At 70.5% G+C, this 15,673-nt stretch carries 14 protein-coding genes; 5 read left to right on the forward strand and 9 right to left on the reverse strand.

All coding sequences use genetic code 11. The features are described from left to right. Positions 1–154: 154 nt before the first annotated feature. Positions 155–778, forward strand: a complete 624-nt coding sequence (locus H9L21_RS01270; protein ID WP_154596011.1) for a hypothetical protein — start codon at positions 155–157, stop codon at positions 776–778. Here H9L21_RS01270 and H9L21_RS01275 read toward each other — a convergent pair whose 3' ends face one another. Both H9L21_RS01275 and H9L21_RS01280 read right to left on the reverse strand, forming a co-directional pair. Next, on the reverse strand, positions 779–1,504 hold the full coding sequence (locus H9L21_RS01275; protein ID WP_187411683.1) for an ABC transporter permease: 726 nt from the start codon (positions 1,502–1,504) through the stop codon (positions 779–781). Further along, entirely contained in the window at positions 1,501–2,217 is a 717-nt protein-coding gene (locus H9L21_RS01280) for an ABC transporter ATP-binding protein (protein ID WP_154596010.1), read from the reverse strand. The genes H9L21_RS01275 and H9L21_RS01280 overlap by 4 nt, the downstream gene beginning before the upstream one ends. 109 nt (positions 2,218–2,326) lie before the next feature. Between H9L21_RS01280 and purL the strand changes: the two genes are divergently transcribed. The 4 genes from purL to H9L21_RS01300 all read left to right on the forward strand — a co-directional run bounded on the left by purL (position 2,327) and on the right by H9L21_RS01300 (position 8,167). After that, the gene (purL, locus tag H9L21_RS01285; RefSeq protein ID WP_187411684.1) at positions 2,327–6,181 is read left to right on the forward strand and encodes a phosphoribosylformylglycinamidine synthase; all 3,855 of its coding nucleotides are present in this window, start codon (positions 2,327–2,329) and stop codon (positions 6,179–6,181) included. A gap of 88 nt (positions 6,182–6,269) precedes the next feature. Beyond that, positions 6,270–6,449, forward strand: a complete 180-nt coding sequence (locus H9L21_RS01290; protein WP_154596009.1) for a hypothetical protein — start codon at positions 6,270–6,272, stop codon at positions 6,447–6,449. Between the two features lie 77 nt (positions 6,450–6,526). After that, complete coding sequence (locus tag H9L21_RS01295) at positions 6,527–7,144, forward strand: DUF47 domain-containing protein (RefSeq protein ID WP_187411685.1); 618 nt, start codon at positions 6,527–6,529, stop codon at positions 7,142–7,144. Between the two features lie 18 nt (positions 7,145–7,162). Then, positions 7,163–8,167, forward strand: coding sequence for an inorganic phosphate transporter (locus H9L21_RS01300; protein WP_154596380.1), 1,005 nt, complete (start codon positions 7,163–7,165; stop codon positions 8,165–8,167). A gap of 105 nt (positions 8,168–8,272) precedes the next feature. Here the strand turns inward: H9L21_RS01300 and pstB are convergent, their stop codons facing one another. The 7 genes from pstB to H9L21_RS01335 all read right to left on the reverse strand — a co-directional run bounded on the left by pstB (position 8,273) and on the right by H9L21_RS01335 (position 15,634). Next, complete coding sequence (gene pstB, locus H9L21_RS01305; RefSeq protein WP_154596007.1) at positions 8,273–9,052, reverse strand: phosphate ABC transporter ATP-binding protein PstB; 780 nt, start codon at positions 9,050–9,052, stop codon at positions 8,273–8,275. Positions 9,053–9,072: 20 nt separating this feature from the next. Beyond that, entirely contained in the window at positions 9,073–10,140 is a 1,068-nt protein-coding gene (gene pstA, locus H9L21_RS01310; protein ID WP_154596006.1) for a phosphate ABC transporter permease PstA, read from the reverse strand. Next, complete coding sequence (gene pstC, locus H9L21_RS01315; protein WP_187411686.1) at positions 10,140–11,084, reverse strand: phosphate ABC transporter permease subunit PstC; 945 nt, start codon at positions 11,082–11,084, stop codon at positions 10,140–10,142. The genes pstA and pstC overlap by 1 nt, the downstream gene beginning before the upstream one ends. 81 nt (positions 11,085–11,165) lie before the next feature. Then, complete coding sequence (gene pstS / locus H9L21_RS01320; RefSeq protein WP_255467126.1) at positions 11,166–12,257, reverse strand: phosphate ABC transporter substrate-binding protein PstS; 1,092 nt, start codon at positions 12,255–12,257, stop codon at positions 11,166–11,168. A 142-nt stretch (positions 12,258–12,399) separates the two neighbouring features. Continuing rightward, a complete protein-coding gene (locus tag H9L21_RS01325; protein ID WP_154596005.1) occupies positions 12,400–13,263 on the reverse strand; it encodes an NUDIX hydrolase in 864 nt (287 codons plus the stop codon). 10 nt (positions 13,264–13,273) lie between these two features. Beyond that, positions 13,274–15,406: an RNA degradosome polyphosphate kinase gene (locus H9L21_RS01330; RefSeq protein ID WP_154596004.1), complete on the reverse strand. Its 2,133-nt coding sequence runs from the start codon at positions 15,404–15,406 to the stop codon at positions 13,274–13,276. 39 nt (positions 15,407–15,445) lie between these two features. Then, complete coding sequence (locus H9L21_RS01335; protein ID WP_154596003.1) at positions 15,446–15,634, reverse strand: hypothetical protein; 189 nt, start codon at positions 15,632–15,634, stop codon at positions 15,446–15,448. Between the last annotated feature and the right edge of the window lie 39 nt (positions 15,635–15,673).

Raw genomic sequence — 15,673 nt, forward strand, 5'->3', positions numbered from 1 at the left:
GGTCGAACTCCGGCGGACGAGAACTGGCTGCGCGGTAACGTAGCACAGCGAACTGTGAGTTACCGCACACTCTAACTCCGAAAGGTAACTCCGGGGTACAGGTGGTGGATCCTGAGGTCCGCGCCCCCCATCGACGCCCGCCTAGGCTGGAGCCATGGGCATCGGAAACACGGGACGTCGGGTCAATGCCGCGGTGGGCTCCATGGCCGGACGGGTGGACGGCCACACCCTGGAGGTCGCGAACCATGCCGCCCGGGTCCTGACGCTCGCGGTCCGCGTGCTGCGCTGGCCGACGCTGGTCGTCCTCGTGCTGGCGTGGCCGTTCATCGCCGGGCTGGCCGTCATCTCCGTGGCCGCCGACGACACGTGGCTGAAGGTGGTCGCCGGCGTGCTGGCCGTCCTGGGTGGCGCGATCTCGGCGGCATTCGGCTTCCGGCGCAACCGGATCCTCACGGCCGTGCAGGACGAGGAGGAGTTCGCGACCGAGCTGGGCATCGCCGTGGCCCTGAGCGACGACGTCGGAGAGGCGCGGCTGGCGCTGGGCCAGCTGGCCGGCACCGGTGGCGGCGCCCGGGTGTTCTCGCGGCTCAAGGGGCTCTGGCGCGGGCTGGGCGTCGGTCCGGGCGTCCTGCAGGGAGCGAACGACCTGCCCCGCGCACGCTGGTTCTTCCCGCCGAAGATCGGCACCACGATCACGCTGTTCTTCCTGGCGCTGTGGGTCGTCCCCGTCTCGTTCGTGAGCTGCCTGCTGCTGGCGATCGCCCTCGCCGCCCGCTAGTCAGGGCGTGCGGCGACGCAGCGTCAGTGACGCGAGCGCCACGGACCCGATCGCGAAGGCGATGAGGACCAGCAGGTCCGTGACGCGCTCGCCGGAGGTCTCGCCGGCGGCCAGCGAGGTGAAGGCGTCGGTCGCGTAGGTCAGCGGCATGACGACCGAGAGCCACCGCAGCACGTCGGGCATCTGGTCGACCGGCACGAGCAGCCCGCACACGAGGATCTGCGGGATGATCGCCAGCGGCATGAACTGGACCGCCTGGAACTCCGTGCGGGCGAATGCCGACGCGAGCAGGCCGAGCGCGGTGCCGACCACCGATCCGAGGATCGCGAAGACCAGGCCCTCCCAGGGCCGATCGAGCCCCAGATCCAGCGCCCACTGCCCGACGGCGAGGCTGATCGCCGACTGCACCAGGGCGACCAGGCTGAACGCCAGCGCGTAGCCGCCGATCAGCCCGCCGCGAGGCAGCGGCGTCGTCAGCAACCGCTCGAGCGTGCCGGACGTGCGCTCGCGCACCATCGTGACGCTCGTGATGAGGAACATCAGGATGAACGGGAAGAGTGCCAGCATCTGGGGACCGACCCGCGCGAACACCTCCGGCTGGTGGTCGAAGACGTACCGGAACAACAGCAGCAGGATCGTGGGCAGGAGCAGCAGCATCACGACGCTGCGGGGGTCGTGGCGCAGCTGCCACACCACGCGGAGAGCCGTGGCGAGGGCGCCGCTCACGGCTCGTCCGACGTCGCCAGGGCCAGGAAGGCCGACTCGATGTCCGTCGTCCCGGTCGCCGCTCGCAGGCCGTCGGGAGTGTCGTGGGCGATGATCCGGCCCTGCCGCATCAGCAGGACCTCGTCGCAGCGATCGGCCTCGTCCATCACGTGGCTGGAGACCAGCAGCGTGGCCCCGGCCTGCGCGAGCTCGGCGAACATCCGCCACAGGTCGCGGCGCAGCACGGGGTCGAGCCCGACCGTCGGCTCGTCGAGCAGGTACACGTCCGGCGACGGCAGCAGTGCCGCCGCCAGCGACACCCGGGCCCGCTGGCCGCCCGAGAGGTCGCGGGTCAGCTGGTGGCGGCGGTCGGCCAGGTCGACCGACTCGAGGACCTCATCGATGCGATCGGCGCCCACGTCGTGGATCGCGGCGAAGTAGGCCAGGTTCTGGGTCACGGTGAGGTCGTCGTACACCGAGCTGGCCTGGGTCACGTAGCCCACGCGACGCCGGTTGAGCGGCGACCCGCCGGCCCCGCCCAGCACGTCCACGGTGCCCGACCGCACGACCTGGACGCCCGCCAGTGAGCGGATGAGCGTGGACTTGCCGCAGCCGCTCGGCCCGAGCAGTCCGGTGATCCGACCGGCGGGAATCGTCAGATCCAAGCCGTCGAGCACCGTCCGGCCGCCACGCTGGACGACGAGTTCCCGGACCTCGACGGCGGCGTCGGTCATGGGTCGACCATCGCACCCCGGTCGCGGACCCGCAAGAGCCGGACGACGCCCCTCGGGACCGGTTCGGACGCCCCTCGGGACCGGTTCGGCGGGCCACTAGGCTGGGCGCGTGTCGCGCGACGTCGAACTCACCGTGGTCGAGGGCGGCAATGCTCTCTCGCCCTTCCGAGCCCGTGCCCTGCTGTCCCGTCTGCAGGAGGTGGCCCCCGGGCTGACCGGCGTCCGCGCCCGTCACGTCCACTGGATCGCCAGTGAGAGGCCGTTGGACGCGGCCGTCGTCGAGACCCTCTCGCGGCTGCTCGACTACGGCGACCCGGCCGAGGGCGGACCCGACGGCACCCTCGTCGTCGTGGGACCGCGTCTGGGCACGATCTCGCCGTGGTCCAGCAAGGCCACCGACATCGTGCACAACTGCGGCATCGACGTGCGCCGCGTCGAGCGGGTCACCGAGTACACCCTGACCGGCGCCGAGCCGACCGCCGAGCAGCTACGCGCCTGCGCGGACGTGCTGCACGACCGGATGACCGAGACCGCGCTGACCTCCCGCGAGGCGGCGGCGGATCTCTTCGACGAGCGCGAGGCCGAGCCGATGCAGCGCATCGACGTGCTCGGCGGCGGCCGCGCGGCGCTCGAGCAGGCGAACACCGAGTTCGGTCTGGCCCTGTCCGACGACGAGATCGACTACCTCGTCGAGTCCTTCGGCGACCTGCGCCGCAACCCCACCGACGTCGAGCTGATGATGTTCGCCCAGGCGAACTCCGAGCACTGCCGCCACAAGATCTTCAACGCGGACTTCGTCGTCGACGGCGAGCCCCAGGATCGCTCGCTGTTCGCGATGATCCGGCACACCGAGCAGGTGGCGGGCCACGGCACCGTCGTCGCCTACAAGGACAACGCCTCGATCATGCAGGGCGGCCCGGCCACGCGTTGGCTGCCCGAGTCCGCCGACCGGCCCAGCCGCTACACGGCGCGCGAGGACGAGGTCCACGTCCTGATGAAGGTCGAGACCCACAACCACCCGACCGCCATCTCGCCGTACCCCGGTGCCGCGACGGGCGCCGGCGGCGAGATCCGCGACGAGGGGGCGACGGGCCGCGGGTCGCAGCCCAAGGCGGGACTGACCGGCTTCGTCGTCTCCAACCTGCACCTGCCCGGCACGGACGAGCCGTGGGAGACCGAGCAGTACGGCCGGCCCGAGCACATCGCCAGCCCGCTCGACATCATGACCGAGGGCCCGATCGGCGCCGCCGCGTTCAACAACGAGTTCGGCCGGCCCGGACTGGGCGGCTTCTTCCGGGTCTATGAGCAGACCGTCGACGGTGTCCGCCGCGGCTATCACAAGCCGATCATGAGCGCGGGCGGTCTCGGGTCGATCAGCGCCGAGATGACCGAGAAGATCGCGTTCCCGAGCGGCACGCTGCTCGTGCAGCTGGGCGGTCCGGGCATGCGCATCGGCATGGGCGGCAGCGCGGCCTCGTCGAAGGCCGCCGGCGCCAATGCCGCCGAGCTGGACTTCGACTCGGTCCAGCGCGGCAACCCCGAGATCGAGCGCCGGGCGCAGGAGGTCATCAACCACTGCTGGTCCCTGGGTGAGGACAACCCCATCCTGTCGATCCACGACGTGGGCGCCGGTGGACTCTCGAACGCGTTCCCCGAGCTGGTCGACGACGCGGGCGTCGGCGCGACTTTCGACCTGGCGTCGGTGCCCGTCCTCGAGACCGGTCTGGCCCCGAAGGAGATCTGGTGCAACGAGAGCCAGGAGCGTTACGTCCTGGCGATCGCGCCCGAGTCCCTCGAGCGGTTCGCGGCCCTGGCCGAGCGTGAGCGCTGCCCCTTCGCGGTGGTCGGCGTGGCCCGCGACGACGCCCAGCTCGTGGTGACCGCCGCCGATCCGGCCGACGAGTCGCCCGTCGACATGCCGCTGGAGGTGCTGCTGGGCAAGCCGCCGAAGATGACGCGCGACGCCACCCGCGTCGAGCGCTCCACGGCGGAGCTCGATCTCGCGGGCATCGACGTGCGCGAGGCCGCCCACGCGGTCCTGCGGCACCCGTCGGTCGCCTCCAAGCGCTTCCTGGTCACGATCGCCGACCGCACGGTCGGCGGGTTGACCCACCGTGACCAGATGGTCGGTCCGTGGCAGGTGCCGGTCGCGGACGTGGCCGTGACGCTCGCCGACCACGTGGGCTTCAGCGGCGAGGCCATGGCCAGCGGCGAGCGCACCCCGCTGGCCGCGGTCGACGCGCCCGCCTCGGGCCGGATGGCCGTGGGCGAGGCGATCACGAACCTGCTCGCCGCCCCCATCGACCTGCCGGGCGTCAAGCTGTCGTGCAACTGGATGGCCGCCTGCGGCGAGGACGGCGAGGACGCCGCCCTCTACGACACGGTCCACGCCGTCGCGATGGAGCTGTGCCCCGCGCTGGGCATCTCGGTGCCGGTCGGCAAGGACTCCCTGTCGATGCGGACCCGCTGGACCGACGAGTCCGGCGAGGACAAGCAGGTCACGGCGCCCGTCTCGCTCGTCGTCACCGCGTTCGCCGCGCTGCCCGACGTACGTGGCACGGCCACACCCGAGCTGCCCGCCGACGCGGCGCTGCTGCTGGTCGACCTGGGCGCCGGCCGCAACCGGTTGGGCGGGTCGATGCTGGCGCAGGTGCGCGGCGAGTTCGGAGGCCGGGTGCCCGACCTGGACGATCCCGCCCGCCTCGTGTCCCTCGTCGACGGCGTCAACGCGCTGCGTGAGGCCGGCCTGCTGCAGGCGTACCACGACCGCTCCGACGGAGGCCTGTGGGCAGCCGTGTGCGAGATGGCGTTCGCCGGCGGCGTGGGTGTCGACCTCGACGTCGACGACCTGGCCGCACTGTTCAGCGAGGAACTCGGCGCGGTCCTGGCCGTTCCGGCGGTCCGTGTGGACGAGGCGACGGAACTGCTCGCCCGGCACGGCCTCGGTGAGCTGACGCGGCGCGTCGGCACGTCGACGACCGACCGGCTCGTCCGCGTCCCGGGCCTGGGGCTCGAGGAGTCGCTGACCGAGCTGGCGCAGACGTGGGACGAGGTCTCGTGGCGCATCTCCCGGCTGCGCGACAACCCCGAGTGCGCCGACGCCGAGCACGCCTCGATCGGCGCGCCCGAGCCGCTGCTGACCCTCGAGACGACCTTCGACCCGACGGACGACGTGTCGGCCCCGTACCTCGTGGGCCGCGCGCGCCCCCGGGTGGCGATCCTGCGTGAGCAGGGTGTCAACTCCCACGTCGAGACGGCGTACGGCTTCGCCCGCGCCGGCTTCGACACGTACGACGTGCACATGACCGACCTGCAGTCCGGCCGGTTCGACCTGTCCGACGTGGTCGGCCTGGCCGCCTGCGGCGGGTTCTCCTACGGCGACACCCTGGGCGCCGGTGAGGGCTGGGCCCGGTCCGTGTTGTTCAACCCGGCCCTGACCGAGGCGTTCGCCGGCTTCTTCTCCCGGCCCGACACCTTCGGCATCGGCATCTGCAACGGGTGCCAGATGTTCGCGGCGCTCGCCGACCTGATCCCCGGCGCCGAGGCGTGGCCGCGGTTCACGCGCAACGTCTCGGAGCAGTACGAGGCGCGGCTTGCGCTGGTCGAGGTCCTGGACTCGCCGTCGATCTTCTTCTCCGGCATGGCCGGGTCGAAGGTGCCGATCGCGGTCGCGCACGGCGAGGGGTTCGCGAACTTCTCGGTGCGCGGCGACGCCGAGACGGTGCACCGCGCGGCGCGGTTCGTCGACGTGCAGGGGCGGGTCGCCACCGCGTACCCCGCCAACCCGAACGGGTCGCCCGACGGACTCACCGCCGTGACGACCCCCGACGGTCGGTTCACGGCGATCATGCCGCACGCCGAGCGGGTGCAGCGCAACGTGCAGATGTCCTGGACGGCCGGGGACCTCTCCGCGGAGAGTCCGTGGCTGCGGATGTTCCGCAACGCCCGGGTGTGGGTCGACTGAGGTCCGCAGCGGCCAGCGCGCATAGTTCCATCGGGCGGTTTTGCTCGCGCGGCTTCGGCTCCCCTTCACATCCGCGTACTCTCGGAATGTGGCCCTGTACCCCCCCGGCGAACGCATGAGCGAGCCGCTCGACGACCGGCTGCGCGATGATGCTGCGCTGGCCGAGATCGAGTTGACCTCTCGTCTCATGATCGCCGCGTCGGGTGCCGCGGCCCCGCTCAGCCAAGCGGAGATCGACGTCCTCCTGGGCGTCGATCCGCGCCCCTGACCGCCTCGGTTGACGGCGTGTTCTGCTGAGCGCCTACGATGAGAGAGTCTGCCCGCCCCCTTCCGAGGAGCCCACGCGTGCGTTTTCGCATTCGACCGGTCGAGTCCACGTTCTACGACCTGTTCACCGAGTCGGCCAACCATCTGGTGGCGGGTGCCGCCATCGTTGCGCGGATCCTCGACCCCGAGACCGACAAGACCGCCCTCGCCGCTCAGATGAACGACGCCGAGCACGCGGCCGACGACACCACCCACGCGATCATCAAGCTGGTGAACAGCACGTTCATCACCCCGTTCGACCGTGAGGACATCTACGCCCTGGCCAGTGGTCTCGACGACGTCATGGACTACATGGAGGAGGTCGTCGACAGCACGGCCCTCTATGGCGTGACCGAGTTCCCCGAGGCCATGGCTGCCCAGATCCAGGTGCTCCAGACCGCCGCCAACGTCACCGCCGAGGCCATGCCCCGACTGCGGACGATGAAGGATCTCGAGGAGTTCTGGATCGAGATCAACCGCCTCGAGAACGAGGGCGACCGCAACCACCGCCGCATGCTCGCCGACCTGTTCGACGGCAACTACAAGGCGATGCAGGTGCTCAAGCTCAAGGACATCGTGGAAGCGGTCGAGCACGCGATCGACGCGCTCGAATCTGTGGCCAACACGGTGGAGCAGATCGCGGTCAAGGAGTCCTGAGTGGACCTCGTCACCGTCATGGTGATCACGGTCGTCGTGATCGCCCTCGTGTTCGACTACACGAACGGTTTCCACGACGCCGCCAACGCGATCGCCACCTCGGTGTCGACGCGCGCCCTCACGCCCCGCGTGGCACTGGCGATGGCGGCCGTCCTGAACTTCGTCGGTGCCTGGCTGGGTGTCGAGGTCGCCAAGACGATCCAAGGCATCATCGACATCGATGGGCTCAACAGCGTCACCGATGCCGACCGGGCCCATGCGCTGACGATCGTCCTGGCGGCACTCGTCGGCGCGATCACCTGGAACCTCATCACGTGGTACTTCGGCATCCCCTCGTCGTCCTCGCACGCCCTGATCGGCGGCATCGTCGGTGCCGGTCTGGCGTCCTCGACCGTCGTGCACTGGGACACGATCATCGACAAGGTCGCGATCCCGATGGTGCTGAGTCCGGCGTTGGGCTTCATGCTGGCCTTCGGCCTGATGACCGCCCTGATGTGGATCTTCCGCCGTGCCATGCCGTCACGCATCAACCGCGGATTCCGGCACGCGCAGACGGTCTCGGCCGCGGGCATGGCGCTGGGCCACGGCCTGCAGGACGCCCAGAAGACGATGGGCATCATCGTGCTCGCTCTCGTGGCCGGTGGCTTCCACACCGGGGACGACGTGCCCCTGTGGGTCATCGTCGCCGCGGCCAGCGCGATCGCCGCGGGCACGTACTCCGGCGGTTGGCGCATCATGCGCACGCTCGGCCGGCGCATCATCGAGCTCGATCCGCCGAAGGGCTTCGCTGCCGAGGCCACGGCCGCCAGCGTCCTCTACGTCATGGCGATCGGCCTGCACGCTCCGGTCTCGACGACGCACACGATCACCTCGGCGATCATGGGTGCGGGCGCCACCAAGCGCTTCAGCGCCGTCCGGTGGGGCGTGGCCAAGGGCATCGTCGTCGCCTGGGTGGTCACCATGCCCGCCGCCGCCCTGGTCGCTGCCGTGTTCTACTTCGTCGCCCGTCCGTTCCTGCCTTGATGGGCCGAGCGCGCTCGCTTCGCTTCGCGCTCACTCCCGGCTCCGCAGGCCCGGCCCCCTCGTCGCTGCGCTCCTCGCCATGGCGAGGAGCGCACGGCTGACGGATCAGCCGAAGCGGCCCTGGATGTAGGCCTCGGTCGCGGGGTCGTCGGGGTTGGCGAACATCTTCTCCGTCGGCCCCAGCTCGACCAGCCGGCCCGGCTGGCCCACGCCGGCCAGGTTGAAGAACGCCGTCTGGTCCGAGACCCGCGCCGCCTGCTGCATGTTGTGGGTGACGATCACGATCGTGTAGTCGGTCTTGAGCTCGTGGATCAGGTCCTCGATCACGCTGGTCGAGATCGGGTCCAGCGCCGAGCAGGGCTCGTCCATCAACAGGACCTCGGGCTCGACCGCGATGGCGCGCGCGATGCACAGCCGCTGCTGCTGTCCGCCCGAGAGCCCCGAGCCCGGGCGGTCCAGCCGGTCCTTCACCTCGGCCCACAGGCCCGCGCTGCGCAGCGACTGCTCGACGATGTCGTCGGCCTCGGACTTCTTCATCCGCTTGCTGTTCAGTCGCTGTCCCGCCAGCACGTTCTCCGAGATCGACATCGTGGGGAACGGGTTGGGCCGCTGGAACACCATGCCGATCTTGCGGCGGACGTTCACCGGGTCCATCTCGGGCGCGTAGAGGTCCTCGCCGTCGACCAGGACCTTGCCCTCGACGTGGGCGCCCCGGATGACCTCGTGCATGCGGTTGAGCGAGCGCAGGAAGGTCGACTTGCCGCAACCGGACGGGCCGATGAACGCCGTGACGGCGCGGGCGGGGATGGTGATGTTGACGTCCTGCACGGCGAGGAAGTCCGAGTAGTAGATGTTCAGGTCGGTGACGTCGATGCTCTTGGCCATGGTGGGGTCCTTCCGGGAGGTCAGCGCTCGCCCTGCGGCGAGAAGAAGTGGGAGACGAGGCGCGCGACGAGGTTGAGCGCCATGACGATCAGCAGCAGCACGAGCGCCGCGCCCCAGGCGCGTTCGATGCTCGGCTCGGCCGGGACGCCGGGGTTCATCAGCGCCGAGTAGGTGAAGACCGGCAGTGTCTGCATGCGGCCGTCGAAGAGGTTGAAGTTCACCGAGTCGGTCATGCCGGCGATGATCAGCAGCGGCGCGGTCTCGCCGATGACCCGGGCGATCGCCAGCGTGATGCCGGTGACGATGCCGGCCAGGGCGGTCGGCAGGACCACCTTCACGACGGTGCGCCACTTGGGCACGCCCAGGGCGTAGGAGGCCTCGCGCAGCTCGTTCGGGACCAGCTTGAGCATCTCCTCGCACGAGCGGACGACCACGGGGATCATCAGCACGGACAGCGCCACCGAGCCGCCGATGCCCAGCCGCACGCCCTCGCCGAAGAAGAGCACGAACAGCGAGTAAGCGAACAGGCCCGCGACGATCGACGGGATGCCCGTCATGACGTCGACCAGGAACCGGATCGCCGACGCGAGCCGGCTGTCGTTGCCGTACTCGATCAGGTAGATCGCGGTGAAGAGCCCGATCGGCACCGAGATCACGGCGGCAGCGCCGGTGATCAGCAGCGTGCCGATGATCCCGTGGTAGATCCCGCCGCCCTCGCCGACGACATTGCGCATCGAGTAGCTGAAGAACTCCGCCGAGAGCGCGCTGGTGCCCTTGCCGACCACCGTGATCAGGATGCTCACCAGCGGGATGAGGGCCAGCACGAAGGCGCTCGCGACCAGGTGCGTGACCAGGCGGTCGGTGGCCTTGCGGCGTCCCTCCACGACCGTCGACCACACGGGCACGATCGCGGCGACGCACCAGGCCAGCAGGATGCCGCGGACGGCCCCCAACGGGGTGAGGAAGCCCGCCAGTGCCGTGACGGCGGCGAGCGTCCACAGGACGGGCGGTCCCCACGTGGGCAGGCGGCGGCCGCGCAGGTCGGCACCGAGGCCGGTGGTGGCGGGGCGGGTCAGGGTCGTCGTCATCAGTTGGCTCCGGAGAAGTCCTTGCGGCGGTTCACGATGGCCCGCGCCGCGAAGTTGACGGCGAACGTGATCACGAACAGCACCAGGCCGGTCGCGATCAGGCCGTTGACGGTGAGGCCGCTGGCCTCCTTGAAGCTGTGCGCGATGTTGGCCGCGATCGTGGACGGGTTCGTCGAGCTGATCAGGTTGAGGGTGACGACGCCCGAGGCCGACAGGACCATGGCGACCGCCATCGTCTCGCCGAGGGCGCGGCCCAGGGCCAGCATGGCGGCCGAGACGATGCCGGACCGGGCGTACGGCAGGACCGCCATCGTGGTCATCTCCCAGCGCGTGGCGCCCAGGGCGAGCGCCGCCTCCTCGTGCAGACGGGGCGTCTGCAGGAAGATCTCGCGGCAGATCGCGGTCATGATCGGCAGCACCATGATCGCCAGCACGAGCGCGGCCGTCAGGATCGTGCGGCCCGTGGCGGACGCCGGGCCGGCGAACAGCGGGATGAACCCGAGGTGCTCCTCCAGCCACGCGTAGACCGGTTGCATCGCCCCGGCCAGCGTCACCATGCCCCAGGCGCCGTAGACGACGCTGGGCACGGCCGCGAGCAGGTCGATCACGTAGCCGATCGGCGCGGCGAGGCGGCGCGGTGCGTAGTGGCTGATGAACAGCGCGACGCCGATGGCGACGGGCGTCGCCATCAGCAGTGCCAGCGCGGCGGCCCAGAGCGTGCCGAAGACCAGGGGACCGACGTAGGGCAGGAACGATGTGCCGTACTTGACCTCGTCCGGCGACGCCGTGATGCCCGGCAGGCCACGGATGGCCAGGAAGATCGCAACCCCGGCCAGGGTGGCCAGGATCAGCAGGGCGGCGCCGCGGGACAGGCCGGCGAAGACCCGGTCGCCCGGACGCTGCGGCGGCGTGGTGCGCGGTCGTGGTTCGGTCGTGCTGCTCACGTGGAGCCCTTCCTTGCTCGGATGGTGGGCTGGAGCCCATGACCCGGCCGAGAGCGTGTGCCCTCGGCCGGATCGAAGGCGTCAGCCGATCGTGTCGACGGCGGTCTTGACCTTGGCGGCGAAGCTCTCCGACAGGGGAGCCGAGCCGGCGGCCTTCTCGCTGGCCTGCTGGCCCTCGGGCGACGCGACGTAGGTCAGCCAGGACTTCACCAGCTCGGCCTCCTTCGCGTCCTCGTACGTCTGGCAGGCGATCTGGTACGAGACCAGGACGACGGGGTAGACCCCGGCGGCGTCGGTCGTACGGTCGATCTTCAGCGCGATGTCGGTCTCGGCGCGGCCCGGCTCGGCCTCCGCCGTGTCGAGCACCTTGGCGGCCGCCTCCTCGGTGGGACCGACGTACTCATCGCCGACCTTCACCTGCGCCGTGCCGAGGTCGCCGGCCTGGCTGGCGTCCGCGTAGCCGATGGTGCCCTGGCCGGCCTTGACCGCCGAGACCACGCCCGACGTGCCGTCGGCGGCCTCGCCGCCCTTGAGCGGCCAGGTCTCGACGACGCCGCCGCTCCAGGAGCCACCCGACGCCTCGGTCAGGTAGTCGGTGAAGTTCTTGGTGGTGCCCGAGTCGTCCGCGCGGTGCACCGTGGTGATCTTGGTGTCGGGCAGGTCGGCGTCCGGGTTCAGCTCGGCGATCGCCGGGTCGTCCCACTGCTTGATCTTGCCCTCGAAGATCGCGCCGAGCGTCGCCGCGTCGAGCCGCAGGTCCTTGACGCCGTCGAGGTTGTAGATGACGGCGATGGGGCTGACGTAGACCGGGACGGACACGACGTCGGAGCCGCAGCGCTCCTTCGCGGCCGCGAGCTCCTCGCCCTCCAGGTAGGCGTCGGAGCCCGCGAAGGACAGGCCGCCGGCGATGAACTGCTCACGGCCGCCGCCGGAGCCGACCGGGTCGTAGTTGACGGTGACGTCCGGGTTCGCGGTCTGGAAGCCCTGCCTCCACGCGCCGACCGCGGACTCCTGCGAGCTGGCGCCCCCGCCGTTGAGCGTTCCGCTGAGCGAGCTGGCGGACGCGCCGTCCGCCGAGGCGGACTCGTTGCCGGCCCCACAGGCGGCCAGGCCGAACAACAACGTGGAGCTGGCTGCCGTGGCGGCCAGGGTGCGCATGGACTTGCGGTTCACGGGTGTTCCCTCTCTGCGAACAAGTGACTCGGGGCGGAATGCCTCGGTCACCGTCACCGTAGGAATCGCAGGTGTATCGGTGCTGCGACGAGGGTGAACGGAAGGTGAACCGTCGGGGAATCTCCGGCGGCGGTGTCGGCGGTCAGATCAGCTCGGAGGCCAGGACCTTGCCCTTGCGGTGGTGGACGACCAGTCCACGCCCGGCCGGCAGCACCGGTCCGCTGATGTCGAGCGAGGCGTAGATCGCCGGCAGGGTCGGGCGGTGCGTGCAGGCGACCGTGGGTCGCTTGGTGCCCAGAAGGGCCTCGACGGCCCGGTCGACCTTCCCTGCGGACGCGCCTTCGACCAGCCGGTCGTCGATCTCGAGCAGCTCGTCCGTGGCTGCCACGTACGGATCCACGGTCTGGACCGTGCGGGTGGCAGGTGAGCTGACGATGCGTCGCACGCCGAAGGCGGTCAGGAGGGGGACGAGCTCCTTCGCGCGGTCGTGGCCGGCGGCGGCCAGCGGACGGTCGAGGTCCCCACCGCTGAACTCGGCGCGGGGGACCGACTTCGCGTGCCGCAACACGATCAGGGTGCGGGCCTTGTGCGCCTTCTGCGCCACGAGGTCCTCGAAGGACTCGAGCAGCCGTCGGTCGTGGGAGTACGTCAGCCGCTTGCGCGCCTCTCGCGGCGCGAACCAGCAGACCTCGTCGACCTCCTGGTTCGGACGGAAGTCGCTGCGGTCGTCGAGCGGCCGGGCGACCCACCACGAGACCTGCTTGATGCCGCCGCGGACCCGGTAGGCGACCTCGGGCAGCGGGTGGACCAGGCGCACCCGGTACCCGGTCTCCTCGGCGATCTCGCGGACGGCCGTGACGGGCAGCGGCTCGTCCGGGTCCGCCTTGCCCTTCGGGAAGGTCCAGTCGTCGTAGTCGGGCCGGTGCACGACCAGGACCTCGATCCCGCCAGCGCCGGTCTTGCGCCACACGATGCCGCCGGCGGCCGGGATGATCTTGCTCGCCATGGGTTCGCTCTCAGGCCCGCGCGCGCCGCGCGCGCGCCCGCTCGATGAGGACCTCCTGGACGTCGGTCCCGTCGACGCGGGTCCACGCACCGTCCGGGCCCAGGTGCCACGACAGCGTCGCGTCGGACGCCATCAGCGCCAGCAGGTCGAAGAGCTGCTGGACATGCTCGGGCGACGGCACCTTCACGAGGACCTCGATGCGCCGGTCGAGGTTGCGGTGCATCAGGTCCGAGGAGCCGATCCAGACCTCGCGCTCGTCGTCGGCGCCGAACGCGAAGACCCGGCTGTGCTCGAGGAAGCGGCCCAGGACGCTGCGCACGCGGATCCGCTCGGACAGCCCGGGCACCCCGGGCCGCAGCGCGCAGATGCCGCGGATGATGAGGTCGACCTCGACGCCGGCGCGCGACGCCTCGTAGAGCTTGTCGATGATCGCCTCGTCGACCAGGGAGTTGAGCTTGAAGGCGATGCGGGCGGGCCGGCCCTCGCGGTGTCGTGCGATTTCGCGGTCGATCCGGTCGAGCAGCCCCGATCGCAGCAGTCGCGGAGCCACGAGCAGCGAGTCGTAGTCACTGGTCAGCGCGAAGCCCGAGAGGCTGTTGAACAGCTCGGTCAGGTCGTGGGTGATCTCGGGGTTCGACGTCAGCAGGCCGAGGTCCTCGTAGAGGCGCGCGGTCTTGGGGTTGTAGTTGCCGGTGCCGATGTGGGCGTAGCGGCGCAGGCCGTCGGGCTCGTCGCGGATCACCAGGGCCAGCTTGCAGTGCGTCTTGAGCCCCACCAGTCCGTAGACGACGTGGCAGCCCGCACGCTCGAGCTTGCGGGCCCAGCGGATGTTGGCCTGCTCGTCGAAGCGCGCCTTGATCTCGACGAGCACCAGGACCTGCTTGCCGGCGCGGGCCGCGTCGATGAGCGAGTCGATGATCGGCGAGTCGCCCGAGGTGCGATAGAGCGTCTGCTTGATCGCCAGGACGTGCGGATCGGCGGCCGCCTGCTCGACGAACCGCTGCACGCTCGTGGCGAACGAGTCGTACGGATGGTGCACGAGGACGTCGCGCTTGCGCAGGGCGCTGAACATGTCGGCCGGGCTGGCCGTCTCGACCTCGGCGAGGTGCTCGTGCGTGCCCGGGACGAACGGCGGGAACTTCAGGGCAGGCCGGTCGAGGTCGGCGATCTCGTTGAGGCTGGTCAGGTCCAGGGGCCCGCGCAGGCGGAACACCTCGTCGTCGGACACGCCCAGCTCGCCGACCAGCAGCTCCAGCACGGAGTCGGACATCTCCTCGTCGACCTCGAGGCGCACCGGCGGGCCGAACCGGCGCCGCAGCAGTTCCTTCTCGAGCGCCTTGAGGAGGTTCTCGGCGTCGTCCTCCTCGACCTCCAGGTCCTCGTTGCGGGTCACCCGGAACGTGTGGTGGTCGATGATCTCCATGCCGGGGAAGAGGCTGTCGAGGTTGGCCGCGATGACGTCCTCCAGGGCGACGAACCGGCCGTCCGAGGCCTCGACCCATCGTTGGATGACGGGCGGCACCTTGACCCGCGCGAAGTGCTGCTTGCTCGTGCGGGGGTTGCGCATCACCAGGGCGATGTTGAGCGACAGCCCCGAGATGTAGGGGAACGGGTGGGCCGGGTCGACGGCCAGCGGGGTCAGGACGGGGAAGACGCGCTGGTGGTAGAAGGCCGTGACCCGGTCCTTCTCCTCGTCGGTGAGCCCTGACCAGCGCAACAGGTGGATGCCCTCGTCGGCCAGCGCCGGCAGGAACACCTCGTGCAGCAGGTTCGACTGCCGTTCGGTCAGGACCCGGCTGGCCTGCAGGCTGGAGGCCAGGACGTCGCGCGGATTCAGCCCGCTGGCCGACGGCACGGCGACCCCGGCCGCGATGCGTCGCTTGAGGCCGGCGATCCGGACCATGAAGAACTCGTCGAGGTTGCTGCCGAAGATCGCCAGGAACCGGGTGCGCTCCAACAGCGGCAGCGACTCGATCTCGGCGAGCTCCAGGACGCGGGCGTTGAACGCGATCCACGAGAGCTCGCGGTCGAGGAAGCGGTCGTCGGGCAGGGCCCCGTCCGTCGCGTCGTAAGGCGGGTCGACGTCGAATTCGTCGGGCGATGCGGCGAGCGGTTCGGGGACCGTCAGGTCCGTGGACTCCATGAACTCACGATGCCACGGTCTGGTGAATAACGCGTGAACTCAGCCGAGCGCTCGGACCGCCAGATAGCCACCGCCGATGATCACGGCCCACAGCGGCACCGAGAGCAGCACCAGCAGGACCATCGAGCGGCGGAAGCCCGGTCGGGCCACGGGCGTCTCGCCGAGGGGCGCTGCCAGATCGGGCTCTGGCTCGCGCGGGTCGACCTTGATGGCTTTTGCGTGGCTCATCGGCGTTCCTCTCGTTCGCCTGCATGACGGGGCGAACTG

This window comes from Aeromicrobium senzhongii (assembly GCF_014334735.1).
GTDB lineage: Bacteria > Actinomycetota > Actinomycetes > Propionibacteriales > Nocardioidaceae > Aeromicrobium > Aeromicrobium senzhongii.

Coding starts and splice junctions, on each gene's coding strand:
- H9L21_RS01330 (WP_154596004.1), bottom strand. CDS start 15,406: ATGGAGTCCACGGACCTGACGGTCCCCGAACCGCTCGCCGCATCGCCC.
- H9L21_RS01300 (WP_154596380.1), top strand. CDS start 7,163: ATGGTGATCACGGTCGTCGTGATCGCCCTCGTGTTCGACTACACGAAC.
- H9L21_RS01335 (WP_154596003.1), bottom strand. CDS start 15,634: ATGAGCCACGCAAAAGCCATCAAGGTCGACCCGCGCGAGCCAGAGCCC.
- H9L21_RS01270 (WP_154596011.1), top strand. CDS start 155: ATGGGCATCGGAAACACGGGACGTCGGGTCAATGCCGCGGTGGGCTCC.
- H9L21_RS01325 (WP_154596005.1), bottom strand. CDS start 13,263: ATGGCGAGCAAGATCATCCCGGCCGCCGGCGGCATCGTGTGGCGCAAG.
- pstA (WP_154596006.1), bottom strand. CDS start 10,140: ATGACGACGACCCTGACCCGCCCCGCCACCACCGGCCTCGGTGCCGAC.
- pstB (WP_154596007.1), bottom strand. CDS start 9,052: ATGGCCAAGAGCATCGACGTCACCGACCTGAACATCTACTACTCGGAC.
- H9L21_RS01280 (WP_154596010.1), bottom strand. CDS start 2,217: ATGACCGACGCCGCCGTCGAGGTCCGGGAACTCGTCGTCCAGCGTGGC.